Source organism: Pantoea sp. X-Soil-OKNW-556 (assembly GCF_059730695.1).
The window spans coordinates 3411489-3429393 of the sequence record NZ_AP035990.1; the positions used below are offsets into that span (position 1 = coordinate 3411489).

Sequence of the window (17905 nt, forward strand, 5' to 3'; positions counted from 1 at the left end):
TTTTATTTGAATTCCCCTCGGCATTATTGACTCACTGTCTTTTTTCACGAACAAGTAAAAACGCCAACGAAAAAAATTTTTAAATAATTTTAAGATATATATCACTCTACTGAATTCCCTCCCATTTGACTACTTCAGGCCATCCACACCGGATGGCCTTTTTTATGCTGAGAACGCCTATGAAAAAACCTTCAGGTTATGCCCTTATCCGTCGCCATTTGCGGCGTTATCCGCGAGTGCTACGCCAGACGCTAATTCACGAACTCAATCAGCTTGTCACCTATGAGCCAGTGATTGGCATTATGGGCAAAACCGGTGTCGGCAAATCATCGCTTTGCAACGCGCTATTCCGCAGTGAAGTCTGTGATGTGAACGCGGTGGAAGCCTGCACCCGACAGCCACAGCGTGTGCGGTTACGGTTTGGCAATCACTGTCTGACACTCGTGGATCTCCCCGGCGTCGGTGAAAGCCAGCAGCGCGATGGCGAATACTGTGATCTCTACCGCCAGCTGTTGCCTGAACTGGACATGGTGATTATGGGTACTCAAAGCTGATGATCGTGCATTCTCCATTGAAGAGCAGTTTTATCGCGATGTGCTCCAGCAGTTCAGTGGACCGCTACCACCGGTTATCTGGGTGCTGAATCAGGTGGACAAAATCGAGCCAGCGGAACAATGGCGCTGGCCGTCGGCACAGCCTTCGCCTGTACAGGCTGAGCATATTGCGCTGAAGCAGCAGGCGGTGGCCCGACAGCTTGGCCTGGCAGAAAACGTCGTCTTACCAGTCTCGGTACGCGGTCGCTACCGGTTGCCCGCGCTGGTTGAACACATCATTACTCACCTCCCAAAGCAGGCCCGCAGTCCGCTGGTGCCGCACCTGCATCCGGGTTACCGCACCAGCAGCATTATCAGCACTGCCCGCAGCAGTTTTGGCGAAGGCGTCGTGGAGGTTATAGACCGTGTGATTGACCTGGCTCCGCTGCCTCAGCTAGCCCGCAGTGCGCTGAAGGCCGTCACGCATACTGTTGCCAGCGTGGCGGGTTCAGTCTGGTCATTTTTCTTCAGGTGACGATCAGAATCATCGAACGGTCCGATCGGTTATCTTCATCATCGCCCACCAGCCCCGGACTATAAAATCCGGCTGACATGAGCGCACAACTCATTACCGATGAGCAGGGCTATATGGTGTGCCATCTTTGTGGGCCTGACAAATCAGACCATCATCTGATGGCTGACTATCCGAAAGGTGCAAAGGAAAAAGCCGTCAACTATACCCGCGTCGGAGAAACGAGCCGCTACGCCATTCTGATGTCATCCGATGCACCAGAAACTGCTGCAAATCAGATGCCTGACTTCTGGTATATCGATAAGCAGGCTGATTCTTCGTCCCTCACCAGTATTGTTTTCGACGAGGACCATTCGAATCTCTCCCGTGCTGAAAATATCATCGTTACCTGGGCTAACGGCAAACGTAATGGGTTTGCGCTGCCCGACTGAATATTTATCCCCCTGACATCACAACTGCAGACGCCCCGTTCGAAAGAGCGGGGCGTTTTGCTTTATGCCGAAAAGGAATCGTTATGAATCAAACCACATCAACCGTCACCCCCGTTTCCGTACCCGATGCACAGCGTCTTCACTTCTGGCCGAAGCACTTCGGCAAAATCCCTCAGTGGATGCTGCTGGAACCTCGCGCTTTCGCCTGGATGGATCGCCTGTGCGAAGCCTACAACGGTGGGTACTGGAATTATTACACGCTCAGCAACGGCGGTGCTTTCATTGCACCTGATTGCGAAGACAGCTGGGCCATGTTCAACAAGCTGAATGGCAACAGCTCGGAGATGAGCAGCGAAGCCGCTGGCATCAGCGTTTGCCTGCTGAACTGGAGCCATCATGCCTGCAGAATCGGAAGCCCCGCCATGAGTGAGCACTACTATCACCTGCGTGAATTTGCGCTGAGCCATCCTGAGAGCAACGCCATCATGCACATCATCGACTGACGGCGGAGAACATCATGGAAAATACCGTATTGCCCCATCCGCTCACTTCACACCGCACTATAAAACGCGCCCTGACACTGTTGGAAAATCACCTGCGCGAACCGGGCGTGGCGTTTACCTCAGCAACCGCCACCCGCGACTGGTTGAGGCTGAACCTCGCAGGGCTGGAACGGGAAGTGTTCATTGTGGTGTTTCTGGACAATCAGAACCGGCTGCTGGCACACGAAACGCTGTTTTGCGGCTCTATCGCCAGCACGGAGATTCATCCCCGCGAGGTGGTGAAAGCCGCATTACGCCATAACGCCGCCGCAGCCATCTTTGCCCACAATCATCCCTCCGGTCATGCCGAACCCAGCGATGCCGACCGGCGCATTACCGAGCGACTGAAAAAAGCGCTGGCGCTGGTTGAGGTACGCGTGCTGGACCATCTGATTGTCGGCAGCAAAGAGATTGTCTCGTTCGCCGAACGCGGCTGGTCATAAAGGAGGCTATATGCATTCTGAACAATGGGGACTGACGTGCGGTAAAACGCCGTGTTTCAGTGCCCGGCTGGTGCAGGAAGGCAACCGGCTGCATTTCTTGGCTGACCGTGCAGGGTTTACCGGCGACATCAGCGACGATGAGGCACTGCGCCTTGACCAGGCTTTTCCGCTGATAATGAAGCAGCTGGAACAAATGCTTTCAGCCGGCGAGCTGGATCCCCGCCATCAGCAGCGCGTCACTCTGCATCAAAACGGGCTGACATGCCAGGCCGATACCCTCGGTTCACACGGCTACCTTTACATCGCGATTTATCCCTCAGCGGCAGCAACCGGCTGACCGACAGCACCTCCAACATCAGGACATCCTTAATGCAAACTTTACCCTTACCCGAACCCCGGGCGGCTGAGCCATGCCCGTCGCCCGTACAGGTCTGGCAGTTGCTGCTTACACATCTGCTGGATAAACACTATGGCCTCACGCTCAGCGACACACCGTTTGGCGATGACAGCGTGATTCAGGCGCACATCAACGCCGGTATCTCGCTATGCGACGCCGTCAATTTCATTGTGGAACGATATGAGCTGGTGCGCACCGACCACAGCCGTTTCAGCCTCAGCGAGCGCTCATCGCTGATTGGGGCCATCGACATCCTGCGTGCCCGCCGTGCAACCGGGCTGATAGTGAGCAGCGGCTACAGCACCATCACCCGCATCACAACGGGCCGGTATCGGGAGGACAAAACACAGTGAAAATCGGTCTGAACCTCAGTGCCGACAGCATCAGCGTGCTGGCGCTGCACATGGGCAAAATCGCAGTGGAGGCTGACGGTATCGACATCGCTGAGCTGATAGATGCCGTTAATGCACAGGGGCTGGTGCTGCGTATCGCGGATGAACCCGGCAAGGTAGTGGTTGAAACCCCGCTACCTGCTGGCTCCCGCCTGACAGGCGTCTGCTACAGCACCGCCCATATCACCAGCGGAGATAATGCACTGCTGTATACGCTTTCTCACGAGGCACAGGAATACGGCGATGCCGAGTGGATACACTTCACCGGCTCAGGTTATCTCATTCGGCTGGATGCCTGGTCATTTCCGCTGCTGCGCCTGAAGCGGCTGGGCCTGTCGAAGGCCAGCCGACGCCTGGTTGCCACACTGATAAACCGTTACGGCATCGGCCTGATTCATCTAGACGCGTTTGGTGAACTGCTGCCGGACTTTGACACCTTTGAGTGGTAGCTGTACTTGCCCAACCCTGTTACCGCCACTTTTCATCAATTCCCACTTCAACTTATGCATCGGCCCTTCAAACCGGCGGGTGTTTTCATCTATGGAGATATCATGCAACCCGAACCCGACGTGCTTACCGACCATACCGAGATTATCTGCTCCACCAGCATCGAGCGCATCGTCACCGGACGTGATGCAGCGTTGGTGCAGATTGAACAGTTGATTCAGCAGCTCAATGCCATTTCTCAGCTCACTGCCGGAATCGGTGGTGGCAACGCTGCCGACTGGGCGATGAAGCAGGGGCATCGCTATGACTGTTGGCTGATGGAAAAGCCGGAGAAAGCGATGCCAGCAATCACCCGCAACATTGACCGCAGCCTGTGGCGCGACCTGATGCTGAAATCCGGCATGCTAACGCTGATGGATGCTCAGGCGCGTGACCAGTGGTACCAGAACCTCGAAGATAGCGATCTACCGGCCATCAGTGAAGCCAACATTCTCAGCACATTTGAACAGTTGCACCAGAGCAAAGCGGAAGTGTTTGAGCGCGGCATCATCAATGTGTTTAAAGGACTGTCATGGGATTACAAAATCAACAGCCCGTGTTTCTTCGGTAAGAAGATCATCATTAACAATCTGGTGACGCACAACCGCTGGGGGTTTAGCCTGGCGTGGGAGTATAAGCGGGATCAGCTGGCAGATCTTGAACGAATGCTGTATTTACTCGACGGCAAAGCAATACCGGATAATCGTGCTGACATCGCCATCAACCTGATGAACCACATCCGCGATAACCCTGGCAAGGATGTTTATGAAGATACGTACTTCTCCATCCGCTACTTTCAGAAGGGTACAGCGCATCTCACGTTTAAGCGCCCTGAGTTAGTCGAGAAGATGAACGGCATCATCGCTAAGCATTATCCGGACCAGCTCCCACCTTCGACTAACCAGCGTTGTTAGATGATGAAAAACGAGCTGAAAAAAATGAAAAAATGTTTTAGGCACCCTCTTAGGCACCAATTAAAAGTTGAATTGATAAATTAACTATATAATTCATTTAGTTATAAAACCAATTCAGACTCCGCCAGCCACCAAAATTCTCCGTCAGTGATTACCAGAGTCATCTGACGAAGTCCTGAAAGCCCGCAAAGCGCAAGCTCTGCGGGCTTTTTTGTTTTGTACCGAAGGCCAGTAATGGTGAGACCATCGCTACCAGTGAAATGTACTCAAGCAAGCTGCACACAATGGGAGCAAATCAGTGCAGCCAAATGGTAGCTCTGTCGACGTTCATGATGAGAAAGACATCACGGTGCAACTGGGCTCAAATGCCCCCTCACATCATGACCTCGTTATTAATGCTACCTCGGTCGGAATGGGAAACGATGAACGCATTCCCTTCTCTCTTGAAAAACTGCAACGCTCTGCACTCGTCTGCGACATCATCATCTACCCCGAAAAAACAACATTACTACGAGAGGCAGAGTTGAAAGGCCATCCCATACATTTCAGGCGATTGATGTTACAGCATCAAATCAGCCTTATGCGGGCGTATATGTTGAATGACTGAGCGCAGGGCTATGGTCAGTAAAATCCACCCCACCAGAACACGATGATTCATTTACAGTTTATTCCTAAAGCCAGATGTTATTGAGCGTGCCATTGTTAACTACAGTCATAACAATGATGACTTTGATGAGGGAATATTCATGAAAAAGACAATTATCGCTTTATCAACATTTCTGCTGGCTTCGTCGGCATTTGCCGCTACCACACACGCAACAGATAACGATGTGGCCAATGCACAGGCTGGCGCAAATACGGCTAAAGAGAAACTGCATCAGGCCCAGGATCAGGGCGCTGAGCTGAAACTCAAGTCCAAACATGCCGCTGAAGGAAAGAGCGACAGCCTGAGCAGCAAAGCCAGCGAAGGGACGCAAAAAGCCTGGCATAAAACCAAAGAAACCACGGAAAAAGGTGTGGATGCCACCAAAGAAGGTGCGCAAAAAGGCTGGAACAGCACCAAAGAAGGTGCCAGCGAACTGAAGAAAAAAGTGACCGAATAATGCTCACAGAGGCCGCAGCGAATGCGGCCTTTTTTATTGCCATAATCCTCAATTTTGCTTCCCGACGACATAGCGCTTACACTGGTGTTTTCCATTCATAACCATTAATCATTCTTATGTCAGACACCTTCACTCGCCAACCTCTTCCCCTGCCAAATGGTCACAACAAAGTGCTGCTGCACTCCTGCTGCGCGCCCTGTTCAGGTGAAGTGATGGAAGCGATGCTGGCTTCCGGTATCGACTACACCATCTTTTTCTACAATCCGAACATTCATCCGCTGAAAGAGTACGAACTGCGCAAAGAGGAGAATATCCGCTTCGCCGAACAGTTTGGCGTACCTTTTGTTGATGCAGATTATGACAAAGACAACTGGTTTGAACGCGCGCGCGGTATGGAGTGGGAACCGGAGCGTGGGGTGCGTTGTACCATGTGTTTTGATATGCGTTTCGAACGCACAGCGCTGTATGCTTATGAACATGATTTCCCGGTGATTACCAGTTCCCTCGGCATCTCTCGCTGGAAAAACATGCAGCAAATCAACGATTGTGGCGTACGAGCCGCAGCGCGCTATCCCGACATGTTGTATTGGGAATTTAACTGGCGCAAAGGTGGTGGCTCGGCACGTATGATTGAAATCAGCAAGCGCGAACGTTTTTATCAGCAGGAATACTGCGGCTGTATCTATTCGCTACGCGATACCAATCGTCATCGCGTGGCCAGCGGCCGTGAACGCATTGAAATAGGCGTACAGTATTACCAGCCAGATGAATAAAGCCAAAGATTAACTTTGCAGGATGCTGTTGAAAAAACGCTGCACCAGCGCCGCATTCGGTTTTTTCCCTTCCTGAATGATGGAACGTAACAGCCAGGCGTCGGTAAAGGCGACTACCGCCTCGGCTTGCTGCGCAGTCAGTGCAAAATGTTGCTGTAAAATGTGCTGGTGGCTGGCAATCCATGCGGCAGCAGCCTGACGCAGACGTGGACGCGATACTGCCGCCACAAATAACGCGTATTCACAAATTAGCCTTTCGCGTTCATCCAGAGTCCAGAAAAGAAATTGGGTTAGTTGCTGCGCGACAGAGTTTTCTTCCATTGCAGCAAACCACGCGTGCGTCTGCTGCGTAAAGCTCTCCACCGCCCGTTCAATTACCGCCGCATGCAGTTCATCCAGGTTTTTAAAATGATAGGTGACGGTGCCTGGTGAAATCGCGCACTGTTCAGCCACCGCACGGTGAGTACAGGCATGCAGTCCCTCCAGGCGGATAATCATCGCCGCATGATGCAAGATCGAATCACGCATCTGTTCACCACCGGCGCGCCCTGCCCTTTTTCCGTCACCTGACATTTGGCTCACCTTATTTCAATAGCTCGGCAGTGCCTGAAAAGGTGTTCTTACCATTGGCAGAAGTGATATGAAATGCCGACGCACCGGCAAGGTCAGCTTTCTGCCCCAGTGCAGCCACCAATTCATCCAGATTACGGGCACCGCTGGCGCTGATATGCCCAACCACCTGTTGCGTACCAGGCATTATCACTTCCGTCGCCGCCAGAGAAGAAGCACTGACTGCAACCAGCGCGCCCGCCATCATCATTTTCACAAGGATATTTTTCATGTTTGCTCCAATTAACAGGGAAATGTTGGAGCGCATGGTAGAGCGGTACTCAGACAAACATAACCCCGCCCCGCTGACAAACTTATTCACTAATATTGAACAACCAAACACAACAAAATTACCGTACATCGTACAAATTGCAGCACTAAAACCCAACCATGAGCTGAATGACATGGTTATGCAGCCAAAACCTCTGCTAATCGTACTGGCGTACAACCAAATCGTGTCAAGCCTTCTCGATATGCAGCAAAAAAAAAGCAGCGTTTCGCGCGGAAACGCTGCTTGATAAAAAGCCCAAATGGTTAAATTCGTTAGCGAATCACCACGGTTAACAGCACAATCACCACCATGATGATCAGGCAATGGCACACCACTTTATCCAGTTTGCGCATCATGCCTCCCTGGGGTTAGAACCACTGACCAAAACGTTTGATGTAGAGGGTTTTCATTCCCTGAGCAACCAGGCAGTAACCCAGCAAGGTGGCGACCAGCCACGGGAAGTAAGCCCACGGCAACGGGACCAGTCCCACCATGGCACCAAGCGGTGAGAACGGCAGCAATATCCCCGCTACCATCACACAGGCCGTCGTCAGCAGCACCGGTAACGCTGCGCGGCTCTGAATAAACGGGATCTTTTGCGTACGCAGCATATGTACCACCAGCGTCTGCGACAGCAATCCCTCGACAAACCAACCGGACTGGAACAACGACTGCATGGCCGGAGAATTAGCGGCAAACACATACCACATCACCGCAAAGGTGGTGATATCGAAGATCGAAGATGTCGGCCCAATCCACAACATAAAACGTTTGATGTTGCGCGCATCCCATTTACGCGGTTTACGCAGAAACTCGCGGTCCATTTTGTCCCACGGTAGTGCCAGCTGCGAGACGTCATACATCAGGTTCTGAATCAACAAATGAATCGCCAGCATTGGCAGGAATGGAATGAACGCACTCGCCACCAGTACCGAGAACACGTTGCCAAAGTTAGAGCTGGCGGTCATGTTGAGGTACTTAATGATGTTGCCGAAGGTTTCACGTCCTTTCATCACTCCCGCTTCCAACACCATCAAATCTTTTTCCAGCAGGATAATGTCAGAAGACTCCTTGGCGATATCTGCCGCACTGTCCACCGAGATGCCAACGTCGGCATCGCGCAGTGCCGGAGCATCATTGATACCATCGCCCAGAAAGCCTACGGTATGATCCTGCTGCTGCAAGGCTCGCAAAATGCGCGATTTTTGTAACGGCGTCAGTTTGGCAAACACCGCGCTACGTGCAGCAACTGTTGCCAGCTGCTCATCGTTCATTGCCGCGATATCATCGCCGGTGACAATGGTGCCGCAGTCGATGCCCACCTGCTGGCAAATACGCGCCGTGACCACCGGATTATCCCCGGTCAACACTTTCACGCTGACACCATTCTCCTGAAGCGCGGTGATGGCTTTCGCAGCGCTCTCTTTAGGCGGATCGAGGAACGTCAACAACCCTTCCACCGTTAACCCCTGCTCATCTGCCACGCTCAACGCATGTTGTAAGCCCGGATCAGGCAGCACACGACTGGCTACCAGCAAGACCCGGAATCCTTGTTGGTTGTACTGATGAGCCAGCGCCAGTAGCTCCGCACGGCGGGTTTCATTAAGTGGCTGGATCAGTTTGCCTTCACGTTCAGCGACGGAAATGCTCAACATCTCTTCCACCGCGCCTTTACAGATCAACAGTTGCTGGCCGAGACGACGATCGCCCACCACCACCGAGACACGGCGACGGACAAAATCAAACGGCAACTCATCCACTTTGCTGTAATAATCGGCCACCGCATGGCTGACGCGGGTTTCACCGTAGCGCAGAATCGCGCGATCCATCAGGTTGGGCGTGCTGCTCTGATAGTGGCTGTTCAGCCAGCTCAGCATCAGAACGCGTGAGTTCTCGACACCAGCGCAATCCAGATGATGCTCCAGAATGATGTTGTCCTGGGTCAGTGTGCCGGTTTTGTCAGTACACAGGATGTCCATCGCCCCGAGGTTCTGAATCGCGTTCAGACGCTTCACAATCACTTTGCGGCGCGACATGGCGATGGCCCCTTTCGCCAGATTGGAGCTGACAATCATCGGCAACATTTCCGGCGTCAGACCCACCGCCACCGCCAGCGCGAACAGGGTGGCATCCAGCCAGTCGCCTTTGGTCAGGCCATTGATCAGCAGCACCACCGGCACCATCACCAGCATAAAGCGAATCAATAACCAACTGACGCTATTCACCCCCCGGTCAAAGGCAGTTTGCGTCCGGTTGCCAACAATGGATTTCGCCAGGCTGCCAAAATAGGTTTCTTCGCCGGTTGCCACCACCACCGCTTTAGCGGTGCCGCTGGAGACATTGGTGCCCATCAGACAGACGCTACCTAACTCCAGCAAAGATGCGCCCTGCTGGCTTTCGCTGCTGCTTTTACTCGCCACATTGCCGGTGACATCATATTTTTCTACCGGCAGCGATTCGCCAGTCAGAATCGCCTGGCTGATAAACAGATCGCGTGAATCCAGCAGGCGCACATCAGCCGGGACCAGATCACCGGCAGACAGCCAGATAATGTCCCCTGGCACCAGCGTGGTAATATCCACTTCCTGTTTGCGGGCGGGTTGCTGTGCCGATTCACGACGCTGCACCGTGGCAGTGGTGCGAACCATCGATTTCAATGCCTGGGCGGCTTTATTGGTGCGAAACTCCTGCCAGAAGCGCAGCAAACCGCTGAGCGTTACCATCGTTACAATGATGATGACACCGGTAAGGTCAGTCTCCTCCCCACGACGCGCGGGCAGCCAGAAATCGGTAACGAAACTCACCAACGCCAGTACCATCAGGACATAGATAAACGGGTTGTTGAATGCCTGGACCAGTTGCACCAACGCCGGTGGCGCTTTGTCATGAGCCACCTGGTTGTAGCCAAATACCGCGAGGCGCGCTTCGGCTTCGTTGTGGCTCAGCCCCTCGGCATCGCTGTGCATGCGCGCGAGGGTTTCATTGGCGGAGTAAGCCGCTTCTTCTTCAATCAGATAGCGAGGAGTTTTCTGGCGTGGTGGACGTGCCAGATTCAGCACACTTTTTTCATTATTGAGTTTCATGTCAGTCATCGTGACATTCCTCTTTTTTACGGCGATAAATATCCCTGCATGTCAGGCATGCATTATTGGGGTGCAAATTAACGGCTGAGCGTTATTTAGAAAAAAATAACCTTTCGGGAATTTTCATATATCCTCCCGGAAATAAAGAATAAACAACCCACCTGCCTCACAGGCAAGAAGTTGAACTTAAGATGTGGGTCTGCACACGACAGGCGCAGTAAAAATCAGCACACTGAAGATCAGTGTGCGCACCGAGGTGGAGGGAAAAGTGCGTGTAAAATCATATGCATGACGTCAACCCCCGAGCATTAGCCCGTAGCAAATCCATATAAAGGGGAACAATCGTCAGAAATGAGAGAGGATTGCTGCCCGCCGACTCCGGCAAGCAGCAACAAAAGAATTCGCGCGTCAGCTTGCCTTGTGTAATGTTAAATAAGGGTGACTGTCCAACTGAATTCTCCTGTTTGAAGTTGCGGCCATTATATTCCCGAGTCGGGTATTGTAAAGTTAATTATTCGGCCATCGGCTTCCGTTTAATTTCCGTTGTAAATTGCCGGATACGCCGCAGCCGAATGTTAAGGTTTCGCAAATCCGTTAACCTCCTTATAACCGTAACGCTAGTCTTAGAACAGATAAGCATATGCATAGCCAATAATTGACTATTCTTCATGGCAGCGCTTTCGTAAACTCGCGTTACTTTTTTATAAGGCAAGGAAATCACATGAAAAAAATAATCCCCTCCCTGCTGGCGTTATCGATGGTAGCCGCATTCACAACGCAAGCCGCCACCCCGAAAGATACGCTGGTGATTGCCCAATCTACCGACGATGCCGACAGCTTTGACCCGGCGAAAGGTTTTGAGCTGACCACGGTGCAGGCGTTTACTAACCTTTATCAACGTCTGGTCCAGTCTAATCCGCAGAATCCGACCGAACTGCAACCGACACTCGCCACCTCGTGGCAGCCAGGCAGCGACAACCGCAGCCTGACCTTTGAACTGCGTAAAGATGCCAAATTCTCCAGCGGCAACCCGCTGCGCCCGGAAGATGTGATCTTCTCGCTGGGCCGCGTAGTGAAACTAAACCTCGATCCATCCTTTATCCTGACCCAGTTGGGCTGGAACAAAGACAACGTCGACAGTTTCCTGACCAAAGTCGACGATAACCACGTCAAAATCAGCTGGAGCGCCAACGTCAGCCCGGCCTACGTGCTGAGCCTGCTTTCGGCACCGGTTTCTTCGATTGTTGATGAGAAAACCGCGCTGGCGCATGAAAAGAATGGCGACTTCGGTAATGGCTGGCTGGCGACCAACTCCGCAGGCAGCGGTCCGTATCAGATCCGCAAAGTGGTACTGCATGAAGTGGTGCTGCTGACGGCTAACCCAACCTCGCCGGCTGGCGCGCCAAAACTGAAAAATATTCTGATCAAAAACGTGCCGGAACCGGCCGCCCGTCGTCTGCTGCTGGAACAGGGTGATGTGGATATCGCACGTAACCTCGGCGCTGACCAGATCGCCGCGCTGAAAGGCAAAGCGGGCGTCAAAACCGAAGCCATTCCGATGGCCTCGCTTTACTACATCCAGTTCAACGTCGGTTCCGATCCGGTGCTGAAAAACCCGGCCCTGTGGGAAGCAGCACGTTACCTGTTCGACTACAAAGGTATCGCTAACGACCTGCTGAAAGGTCAGTTCGAAGTGCACCAGACCTTCCTGCCGAAAGGTTTCCTTGGCGCGCTGAACGATACCCCGTACAGCTACGATCCGGAAAAAGCCAAAGCGATTCTGAAGAAAGCCGGTCTGACCAACGTCAGCTTTACCCTCTCCACCAGCAACCAGCCGCCGTATCTCGACATTGCTCAGGCGTTGCAGGGCAGCTTTGCCAAAGGTGGCGTGAAAGTTGAAGTCCAACCGGGCCTCAGCTCTGAAGTCTCCACCAAAGTGAAGGCGCATCAGTACCAGGCCACGCTGAATGCCTGGGGTGCTGACTACTTCGACCCCAACACCAACGCCGCCTCTTTTGCTTACAACCCGGAAGATGGCAGCAAAACCATCGCTTACCGTTCCGACTGGCATATCCCGGAGCTGAGCAAGCAAACGCTGGCGGCCACCGCCGAGAGCGACAACAACAAACGTGTTGAGCTGTACCAGGCAATGCAGCGTGAAGTGTTGAAGAACTCACCGTATGTCATCGGCTTGCAGGCACGTAACCTGATTGCGTTACGCGATAACCTGAAAGGCTATGTGCAGGGGATCAACCCGGATATGGTGTATTACTCACAGGTCACCAAGTAATGGCGGCGTCAGCCCCACAGGCCGGGTCCGCCCGGCCACTCTGGCAACGCACCAGCCGATTGCTCACCAGCCTGCTGTCGTTGCTGGTGACGCTGATCGGCCTGCTGGCCTTTACCTTTATGCTGTCGCATCTGTCGCCGGTCGATCCGGTACAACAGATCGCGGGCGATCACGCCAGTGAAGCCACCTATGCCCAGGTGCGGCACGATCTCGGTCTCGATCAACCGGTGCTGGTGCAGTTCTGGCGTTATATCAGCCATCTGGCACAGGGTAATCTTGGGCTGTCCCACCTGACCAATCAGCCGGTAAGTGCCGACCTGATGCGCACCTTCCCGGCCACCATTGAGCTGGCAACCTGTTCGATGATTTTTGCCGCCGTGTTCGGCGTGGCGCTGGCATTGCTGGCTGCATGGAAACCGGGCAGCATCATCGACAACGTGGCACGTTTTATTTCACTGCTTGGCTACTCGGTGCCGGTGTTCTGGCTCGGCTTGCTGGGCCTGCTGCTGTTTTATGCCGTGCTGCACTGGTCTGCCGGACCAGGACAGTTAGACGACATCTGGATTTATACGCTGGAGCCAAAAACCGGCTTCGTACTGATCGACAGCTGGCTGTCGGGCGATCCTGAGATGTTCCGCAACGCCATTGCCCATATCTGGCTGCCGGTGGTGATCCTCGGGCTGCTGGCGATGGCAGGGATTACGCGCCTGTTGCGTGCCGCGCTGCTGGAAGAGAGCAGCAAGGAGTACGTCATCCTGGCGCGCGCCAAAGGTGCTGGCCGCACACGTATTCTGCTGCGCCATATCTTTCCTAACGTGCTGGGCACGCTGATTACCGTTATCGCCCTCTCATACGCCACCTTGCTGGAAGGTTCGGTGCTGACTGAAACCGTTTTTGCCTGGCCTGGTGTTGGGCGTTATATGACCAATGCCTTGTTCTCCGCCGATGTTCCGGCGATTCTCGGCGCCACCTTGCTGATTGGCAGCTGCTTTATCCTGCTCAACGCCGTGGCCGACGCCCTGACCTGGTTAACCGATCCGAGAACCCGATGACTCAACAACTCTCTGAACTGGAAACGTTACGTCCACGCCGCAGCCGTCGCCGCATCACCTCCCTCAGCATCGGTTTAACGCTGGTGGGAATTCTGCTGGTGATGGCGATCTTTGCCCCGTGGCTCGCCCCTGACGATCCCAATGTGCAAACCATCGGTATGCGTCTGCTGCCCCCTTCGGCCGCCCACTGGTTTGGCACCGATGGTTTTGGCCGTGACCTGCTGTCGCGCGTGATTTACGGTACGCGCCCAACGCTGATGCTGGTGACGCTGATTTTGGTGCTAACCATTCCGGTGGGTCTGCTGGTCGGTATCACCGCCGGTTACGTTGGCGGCTGGACTGAACGCGTTTTGATGCGCATTACCGACATCTTTCTCTCGCTGCCTAACCTGGTGATCGCTCTGGCGTTTGTCGCCATGCTTGGCCCCGGCCTGATGAATGGCGCATTGGCGCTGGCGCTCACCAGTTGGCCGCCATTTGCCCGTCAGGCGCGTGCTGAGACTCTGGCACTGCGCCGCAGTGATTACCTCGCCGCAGCGCGTATGCAAGGCATTACCGGCCTGCGTCTGATGTTTGGTCATATTCTGCCGCTCTGCCTGCCCACCGCCGTGGTGCGTGCTGCGCTGAGTCTCGGTGGCATCATTCTTTCCGCTGCCGGTTTGGGCTTCCTTGGTATGGGCGTGCAACCGCCGACCGCCGAATGGGGTTCGATGGTGGCCGAAGGCAGTAAAGTGATTTTCGACCAATGGTGGGTCGCCGCTGCGCCTGGCGGGGCTATTTTACTTGCCAGCCTGGCATTTAACCTGACAGGCGATGGCCTGCGCGATCAACTGGATACCCGTCATGCCAAATAATCTGTTAATTGATGCGCAGGGACTGACGATCCGTAGTGACGATGCCCTGCTGGTCGATAACATTCACTTGCAGCTGGGCCGCGAACGCGTGGCGCTGGTCGGCGAATCCGGCTCGGGTAAATCCCTCACCGCCCGCACCCTGATGGGCCTGCTGTCGCCGTCGCTGCATTTGCAGGCCGAACGTTTGCAGGTGGTTGGAGAAGATGCGTTGCAGATGCGTGAGCGTGACTGGAGCCGACTGCGCGGTAGCAAGGTGGCGATGGTGATGCAGGACCCGAAATATGCCCTCAATCCCACGCGCACCATTGGCTGGCAGGTGGAGGAACCGCTGGTGTTGCACCATCGTCTGAGCCGCGCCGAGCGCAAAGAGAAGGTGTGCGAGATGCTGGATGCGGTGGGCCTGCCCGATCCGCGCCAGCTGATGAAGCGTTATCCCCACCAGCTCTCCGGTGGTATGGGGCAGCGCGTGATGCTGGCGATTGCGCTGATCACCGATCCCGAACTGCTGATCGCTGATGAACCGACCTCTGCGCTCGATCATGCAATGCGCGATCAGGTGCTGGCGCTGATTCGCCGTCTGGTGGAACAACGCAATATGGGGCTACTGCTGATCAGCCACGATCTGCAACAGGTGTCGGAACACTGCGAACGGGTGATGGTGATGTACAAAGGCCGCCTGCTGGATACGCTGCCAGCGGCGGAGTTGTCCCACGCCAGCCATCCTTATACCCGCACGTTGTGGGCCTGCCGCCCGAGCAAAGCCACTCATGGTACAGCACTGCCGGTGCTGGATCGTGCCGCCCTGGAGCAGAAGCATGATTGAGTTATCCAACCTGAGCGTCTCCCATAAGCAGGGCTACGAGCTGCGTACCGTGGTGCATGACGTCACCCTTAACGTGAAGGCTGGCGAGTGTTTTGGCCTGGTTGGCCCTTCTGGCTGCGGCAAATCATCGTTGCTGTGGGTGATTGCCGGTCTGAATCCCCACTGGTCCGGCAGCATGGCGCTGGCAGGCACCCGCGTGCAGCCCGGTAAGCCCTTTACCGGCCAACTCCGCCGCGATGTGCAGATGGTGTTTCAGGACCCCTATGCTTCGCTGCATCCACGCCACCGGCTGCGTCGCACCCTGGCCGAGCCGCTGAAGATGCTGAAATACGACCATATCGATGATCGTATTAACGAGGGCTTTCGCCATGTCGGTCTTGATCCGGCATTGGCGGATCGCTATCCACATCAGTTGTCCGGTGGTCAGCGCCAGCGCGTGGCGATCGTGCGCGCCCTGCTGTTGCAGCCGAAGATCCTGTTACTGGATGAGCCGACGTCGGCGCTGGATATGTCGGTCCAGGCAGAAATCCTTAACCTGCTGAACGAGCTGAAGCGCGATGATGGACTGACGATGGTGCTGGTAAGCCACGATCCCGATGTCATCGACCATATGTGCGATCGTGCGGCGCGTATGGCTCAGGGGCGGATTGTTGAACAGTTAAGTGCATAAATTTCCGTCGCGGCGCGATTTATCGCGTCGCGACGGGTGGATTCATCGCGCAATCCATTAATGCGCCATCGTTTGCAGCGTTTCGCTGCGAATCGACTCCGTTATCTCCGCCTTCAGCGTCATAAATTCCGGTGAGGTTTTGATGGTGTAATCCCGCCCACTGTTAAAGTTCACCGCCACTTCCTGCTTGATGCGACCCGGCCTGGCACTGAAAATCGCCACTTTGTTCGCCATAAAAATCGCCTCGTCGATATCGTGGGTAACAAACAGTACCGTCTTACGCGACTGCTCCCACACCGATAACAACAGTTCCTGCATCATCACGCGCGTCTGATTATCCAGCGCACCGAACGGCTCATCCATCAACAACACTTTGGGATCGTTCGCCAACGCGCGGGCAATGGCGGTACGCTGCTGCATCCCGCCCGATAGCTGGCGCGGATAGTGCTGTGCAAAACCGCGCAGACCCACCTGCTGGATATAGTAATCGCTGCGTTCTTTCTGCTGCGCCGTGCTTAAGCCCCGCTCACGCAGGCCGAAGCGAATGTTCTCCTCCACCGTCAGCCACGGGAACAGCGTGTAGCTCTGGAACACCATGCCCCGGTCAGCGCCAGGGCCATCGACCGGTTGTCCATCCAGCCAGATCTCCCCGCGCGTGGGGGTATCCAGCCCGGCGATAATGCGCAGCAATGTTGATTTTCCACACCCCGATGGCCCAAGAATGGTAATGAAATCATTCTCTTCCACCTGATAATGAATCGGTTGCAGCGCCTGGGTTTGTTCGCCTTTCGGCCCGGTAAAGACGCGCTCCACTCCGCGTACATTCAGCTTGCTGTGCTTCATCACAGGTTACTCCATGCAAACAAGCGCCGGTTGGCGACTTTGAACAGATAATCCGACACCAGACCGATACAACCAATCACAATGATGCCAAAGATAATTTGCCCGGTATTCAACAGCGCCTGGCTGTCGACGATCATATGACCGATGCCGCTTTCCGAGCCGATCAGCTCCGCGACGATGACGTAAGTCCAGGCCCAGCCCAGTACCAGCCGCAACAGCTCCGCAATGCCTGGAGCGGCGCCAGGGATCAACACCCGACGCACGATCGAGCGATTGCTACACCCCAGCGTGTAGGCCGCTTCGACCAGATCGCGCCGCGCGCTGCTGACAGTGACCGCCACCATCAACACAATCTGGAAAAAGGAGCCGATAAAGATGACGAGGATCTTTTGCATCTCACCAATACCGGCCCACAGGATCAGCAGCGGCACAAACGCCGACGCTGGCAGATAACGGCAGAAGGAGACAAAAGGTTCGAGAAAGGCTTCCCACATTTTGTACGCGCCCATCATGATGCCGAGCGGCACACCTATCAGCGCCGCCAGCAGAAACCCGGCCAGTACACGCATCACCGTCATACCGATATCCAGCGAGAAATTATATTCGGTGAACAGCGATACGCCCTGCTCCAGCATGGTGATCGGATCGGCCAGGAAGGTAGGCGAAACCATGCCACTGAAGGTCACCAGCGCCCACACCGCGACAAACAGCACAAAGAATCCCACGCCGAGGCCAATTCTCAGCCGGGTTGAGATCGCTTTCAACGGCACCATCAGCGGATTGTGCCAGCGACGTGGCGCATCCGGCAGTGCCTCGGGTGGCGTTACGGGTTGGCTTTTACTCATCTCCATCTCCTGTCTCCCT

At 54.6% G+C, this 17905-nt stretch carries 21 protein-coding genes and 1 pseudogene; 17 read left to right on the plus strand and 5 right to left on the minus strand.

Features of this window, described 5'->3' with window-relative positions; all coding sequences use genetic code 11:
* Positions 1 to 179 precede the first annotated feature (179 nt).
* The 11 genes and pseudogenes from AC6I8T_RS15920 (at position 180) to AC6I8T_RS15970 (ending at position 6546) form a co-directional block, all read left to right on the plus strand.
* A pseudogene (locus AC6I8T_RS15920) lies at positions 180 to 1068 on the plus strand (GTPase family protein).
* Between the two features lie 77 nt (positions 1069 to 1145).
* Positions 1146 to 1496 (plus strand): hypothetical protein, encoded by a 351-nt coding sequence (locus tag AC6I8T_RS15925; protein WP_497834126.1) that lies wholly within the window; start codon positions 1146 to 1148, stop codon positions 1494 to 1496.
* 83 nt (positions 1497 to 1579) lie between these two features.
* Positions 1580 to 1999 carry an antirestriction protein gene (locus AC6I8T_RS15930; RefSeq protein ID WP_497834127.1) on the plus strand — a complete coding sequence of 140 codons (420 nt, stop codon included), beginning with the start codon at positions 1580 to 1582 and terminating at the stop codon, positions 1997 to 1999.
* A gap of 14 nt (positions 2000 to 2013) precedes the next feature.
* A complete protein-coding gene (gene radC / locus AC6I8T_RS15935; protein WP_497834128.1) occupies positions 2014 to 2481 on the plus strand; it encodes a RadC family protein in 468 nt (155 codons plus the stop codon).
* A gap of 10 nt (positions 2482 to 2491) precedes the next feature.
* The gene (locus tag AC6I8T_RS15940; RefSeq protein ID WP_497834129.1) at positions 2492 to 2818 is read left to right on the plus strand and encodes a type IV toxin-antitoxin system YeeU family antitoxin; all 327 of its coding nucleotides are present in this window, start codon (positions 2492 to 2494) and stop codon (positions 2816 to 2818) included.
* Between the two features lie 32 nt (positions 2819 to 2850).
* Positions 2851 to 3231 carry a TA system toxin CbtA family protein gene (locus AC6I8T_RS15945; RefSeq protein ID WP_497834130.1) on the plus strand — a complete coding sequence of 127 codons (381 nt, stop codon included), beginning with the start codon at positions 2851 to 2853 and terminating at the stop codon, positions 3229 to 3231.
* Positions 3228 to 3719, plus strand: coding sequence for a DUF5983 family protein (locus AC6I8T_RS15950; protein WP_497834131.1), 492 nt, complete (start codon positions 3228 to 3230; stop codon positions 3717 to 3719). Before AC6I8T_RS15945 ends, AC6I8T_RS15950 begins: the two co-directional genes overlap by 4 nt.
* Positions 3720 to 3821: 102 nt before the next feature.
* Positions 3822 to 4670 carry a DUF4942 domain-containing protein gene (locus AC6I8T_RS15955; protein ID WP_497834132.1) on the plus strand — a complete coding sequence of 283 codons (849 nt, stop codon included), beginning with the start codon at positions 3822 to 3824 and terminating at the stop codon, positions 4668 to 4670.
* Positions 4671 to 4968: 298 nt separating this feature from the next.
* Positions 4969 to 5277 carry a hypothetical protein gene (locus AC6I8T_RS15960; RefSeq protein ID WP_497834133.1) on the plus strand — a complete coding sequence of 103 codons (309 nt, stop codon included), beginning with the start codon at positions 4969 to 4971 and terminating at the stop codon, positions 5275 to 5277.
* Positions 5278 to 5416: 139 nt separating this feature from the next.
* On the plus strand, positions 5417 to 5773 hold the full coding sequence (locus AC6I8T_RS15965; RefSeq protein WP_021184411.1) for a KPN_00521 family repetitive protein: 357 nt from the start codon (positions 5417 to 5419) through the stop codon (positions 5771 to 5773).
* Between the two features lie 116 nt (positions 5774 to 5889).
* Positions 5890 to 6546: an epoxyqueuosine reductase QueH gene (locus tag AC6I8T_RS15970; RefSeq protein WP_208723765.1), complete on the plus strand. Its 657-nt coding sequence runs from the start codon at positions 5890 to 5892 to the stop codon at positions 6544 to 6546.
* A gap of 9 nt (positions 6547 to 6555) precedes the next feature.
* Here the strand turns inward: AC6I8T_RS15970 and AC6I8T_RS15975 are convergent, their stop codons facing one another.
* Both AC6I8T_RS15975 and AC6I8T_RS15980 read right to left on the minus strand, forming a co-directional pair.
* Positions 6556 to 7074 (minus strand): TetR/AcrR family transcriptional regulator, encoded by a 519-nt coding sequence (locus tag AC6I8T_RS15975; protein ID WP_497834134.1) that lies wholly within the window; start codon positions 7072 to 7074, stop codon positions 6556 to 6558.
* 55 nt (positions 7075 to 7129) lie between these two features.
* Entirely contained in the window at positions 7130 to 7387 is a 258-nt protein-coding gene (locus AC6I8T_RS15980; protein WP_021184414.1) for a YdgH/BhsA/McbA family protein, read from the minus strand.
* On the opposite strand from AC6I8T_RS15980, the gene AC6I8T_RS15985 reads away from it, so the two are divergent.
* On the plus strand, positions 7386 to 7673 hold the full coding sequence (locus AC6I8T_RS15985) for a hypothetical protein (protein WP_497834135.1): 288 nt from the start codon (positions 7386 to 7388) through the stop codon (positions 7671 to 7673). The two genes, AC6I8T_RS15980 and AC6I8T_RS15985, sit on opposite strands and share 2 nt — an antisense overlap.
* Positions 7674 to 7794: 121 nt before the next feature.
* On the opposite strand, the gene mgtA is transcribed toward AC6I8T_RS15985, so the two are convergent.
* Positions 7795 to 10518: a magnesium-translocating P-type ATPase gene (mgtA, locus tag AC6I8T_RS15990; RefSeq protein ID WP_497834136.1), complete on the minus strand. Its 2724-nt coding sequence runs from the start codon at positions 10516 to 10518 to the stop codon at positions 7795 to 7797.
* Positions 10519 to 11230: 712 nt separating this feature from the next.
* Here mgtA and AC6I8T_RS15995 point away from each other — a divergent pair.
* From AC6I8T_RS15995 to AC6I8T_RS16015, 5 genes are read left to right on the plus strand one after another with little or no spacing between them, the layout of a single operon-like run.
* On the plus strand, positions 11231 to 12799 hold the full coding sequence (locus AC6I8T_RS15995; RefSeq protein ID WP_021184417.1) for an ABC transporter substrate-binding protein: 1569 nt from the start codon (positions 11231 to 11233) through the stop codon (positions 12797 to 12799).
* Positions 12799 to 13851, plus strand: coding sequence for an ABC transporter permease (locus AC6I8T_RS16000; protein ID WP_208723761.1), 1053 nt, complete (start codon positions 12799 to 12801; stop codon positions 13849 to 13851). The genes AC6I8T_RS15995 and AC6I8T_RS16000 overlap by 1 nt, the downstream gene beginning before the upstream one ends.
* A complete protein-coding gene (locus AC6I8T_RS16005; RefSeq protein ID WP_208723760.1) occupies positions 13848 to 14705 on the plus strand; it encodes an ABC transporter permease in 858 nt (285 codons plus the stop codon). Before AC6I8T_RS16000 ends, AC6I8T_RS16005 begins: the two co-directional genes overlap by 4 nt.
* Positions 14695 to 15528, plus strand: a complete 834-nt coding sequence (locus AC6I8T_RS16010; RefSeq protein WP_021184420.1) for an ABC transporter ATP-binding protein — start codon at positions 14695 to 14697, stop codon at positions 15526 to 15528. Before AC6I8T_RS16005 ends, AC6I8T_RS16010 begins: the two co-directional genes overlap by 11 nt.
* Positions 15521 to 16198 carry an ABC transporter ATP-binding protein gene (locus AC6I8T_RS16015; RefSeq protein ID WP_021184421.1) on the plus strand — a complete coding sequence of 226 codons (678 nt, stop codon included), beginning with the start codon at positions 15521 to 15523 and terminating at the stop codon, positions 16196 to 16198. Before AC6I8T_RS16010 ends, AC6I8T_RS16015 begins: the two co-directional genes overlap by 8 nt.
* Before the next feature lie 57 nt (positions 16199 to 16255).
* On the opposite strand, the gene AC6I8T_RS16020 is transcribed toward AC6I8T_RS16015, so the two are convergent.
* Complete coding sequence (locus tag AC6I8T_RS16020) at positions 16256 to 17041, minus strand: ABC transporter ATP-binding protein (RefSeq protein ID WP_021184422.1); 786 nt, start codon at positions 17039 to 17041, stop codon at positions 16256 to 16258.
* Positions 17041 to 17886 (minus strand): ABC transporter permease, encoded by an 846-nt coding sequence (locus tag AC6I8T_RS16025; protein ID WP_208723759.1) that lies wholly within the window; start codon positions 17884 to 17886, stop codon positions 17041 to 17043. Before AC6I8T_RS16025 ends, AC6I8T_RS16020 begins: the two co-directional genes overlap by 1 nt.
* Positions 17887 to 17905: the final 19 nt, after the last annotated feature.

Bases quoted from the DNA above. Each gene is read 5' to 3' on its own strand.
- AC6I8T_RS15985 (WP_497834135.1), top strand. From the start codon at position 7,386: ATGTTTGCTCCAATTAACAGGGAAATGTTGGAGCGCATGGTAGAGCGG.
- AC6I8T_RS16010 (WP_021184420.1), top strand. From the start codon at position 14,695: ATGCCAAATAATCTGTTAATTGATGCGCAGGGACTGACGATCCGTAGT.
- AC6I8T_RS16020 (WP_021184422.1), bottom strand. From the start codon at position 17,041: ATGAAGCACAGCAAGCTGAATGTACGCGGAGTGGAGCGCGTCTTTACC.
- AC6I8T_RS15975 (WP_497834134.1), bottom strand. From the start codon at position 7,074: ATGCGTGATTCGATCTTGCATCATGCGGCGATGATTATCCGCCTGGAG.
- AC6I8T_RS15980 (WP_021184414.1), bottom strand. From the start codon at position 7,387: ATGAAAAATATCCTTGTGAAAATGATGATGGCGGGCGCGCTGGTTGCA.
- AC6I8T_RS15965 (WP_021184411.1), top strand. From the start codon at position 5,417: ATGAAAAAGACAATTATCGCTTTATCAACATTTCTGCTGGCTTCGTCG.
- AC6I8T_RS15970 (WP_208723765.1), top strand. From the start codon at position 5,890: ATGTCAGACACCTTCACTCGCCAACCTCTTCCCCTGCCAAATGGTCAC.
- AC6I8T_RS15930 (WP_497834127.1), top strand. From the start codon at position 1,580: ATGAATCAAACCACATCAACCGTCACCCCCGTTTCCGTACCCGATGCA.
- AC6I8T_RS16015 (WP_021184421.1), top strand. From the start codon at position 15,521: ATGATTGAGTTATCCAACCTGAGCGTCTCCCATAAGCAGGGCTACGAG.
- AC6I8T_RS15940 (WP_497834129.1), top strand. From the start codon at position 2,492: ATGCATTCTGAACAATGGGGACTGACGTGCGGTAAAACGCCGTGTTTC.
- radC (WP_497834128.1), top strand. From the start codon at position 2,014: ATGGAAAATACCGTATTGCCCCATCCGCTCACTTCACACCGCACTATA.
- AC6I8T_RS16025 (WP_208723759.1), bottom strand. From the start codon at position 17,886: ATGAGTAAAAGCCAACCCGTAACGCCACCCGAGGCACTGCCGGATGCG.
- AC6I8T_RS15995 (WP_021184417.1), top strand. From the start codon at position 11,231: ATGAAAAAAATAATCCCCTCCCTGCTGGCGTTATCGATGGTAGCCGCA.
- mgtA (WP_497834136.1), bottom strand. From the start codon at position 10,518: ATGACTGACATGAAACTCAATAATGAAAAAAGTGTGCTGAATCTGGCA.
- AC6I8T_RS15945 (WP_497834130.1), top strand. From the start codon at position 2,851: ATGCAAACTTTACCCTTACCCGAACCCCGGGCGGCTGAGCCATGCCCG.
- AC6I8T_RS16005 (WP_208723760.1), top strand. From the start codon at position 13,848: ATGACTCAACAACTCTCTGAACTGGAAACGTTACGTCCACGCCGCAGC.
- AC6I8T_RS15925 (WP_497834126.1), top strand. From the start codon at position 1,146: ATGAGCGCACAACTCATTACCGATGAGCAGGGCTATATGGTGTGCCAT.
- AC6I8T_RS15955 (WP_497834132.1), top strand. From the start codon at position 3,822: ATGCAACCCGAACCCGACGTGCTTACCGACCATACCGAGATTATCTGC.
- AC6I8T_RS16000 (WP_208723761.1), top strand. From the start codon at position 12,799: ATGGCGGCGTCAGCCCCACAGGCCGGGTCCGCCCGGCCACTCTGGCAA.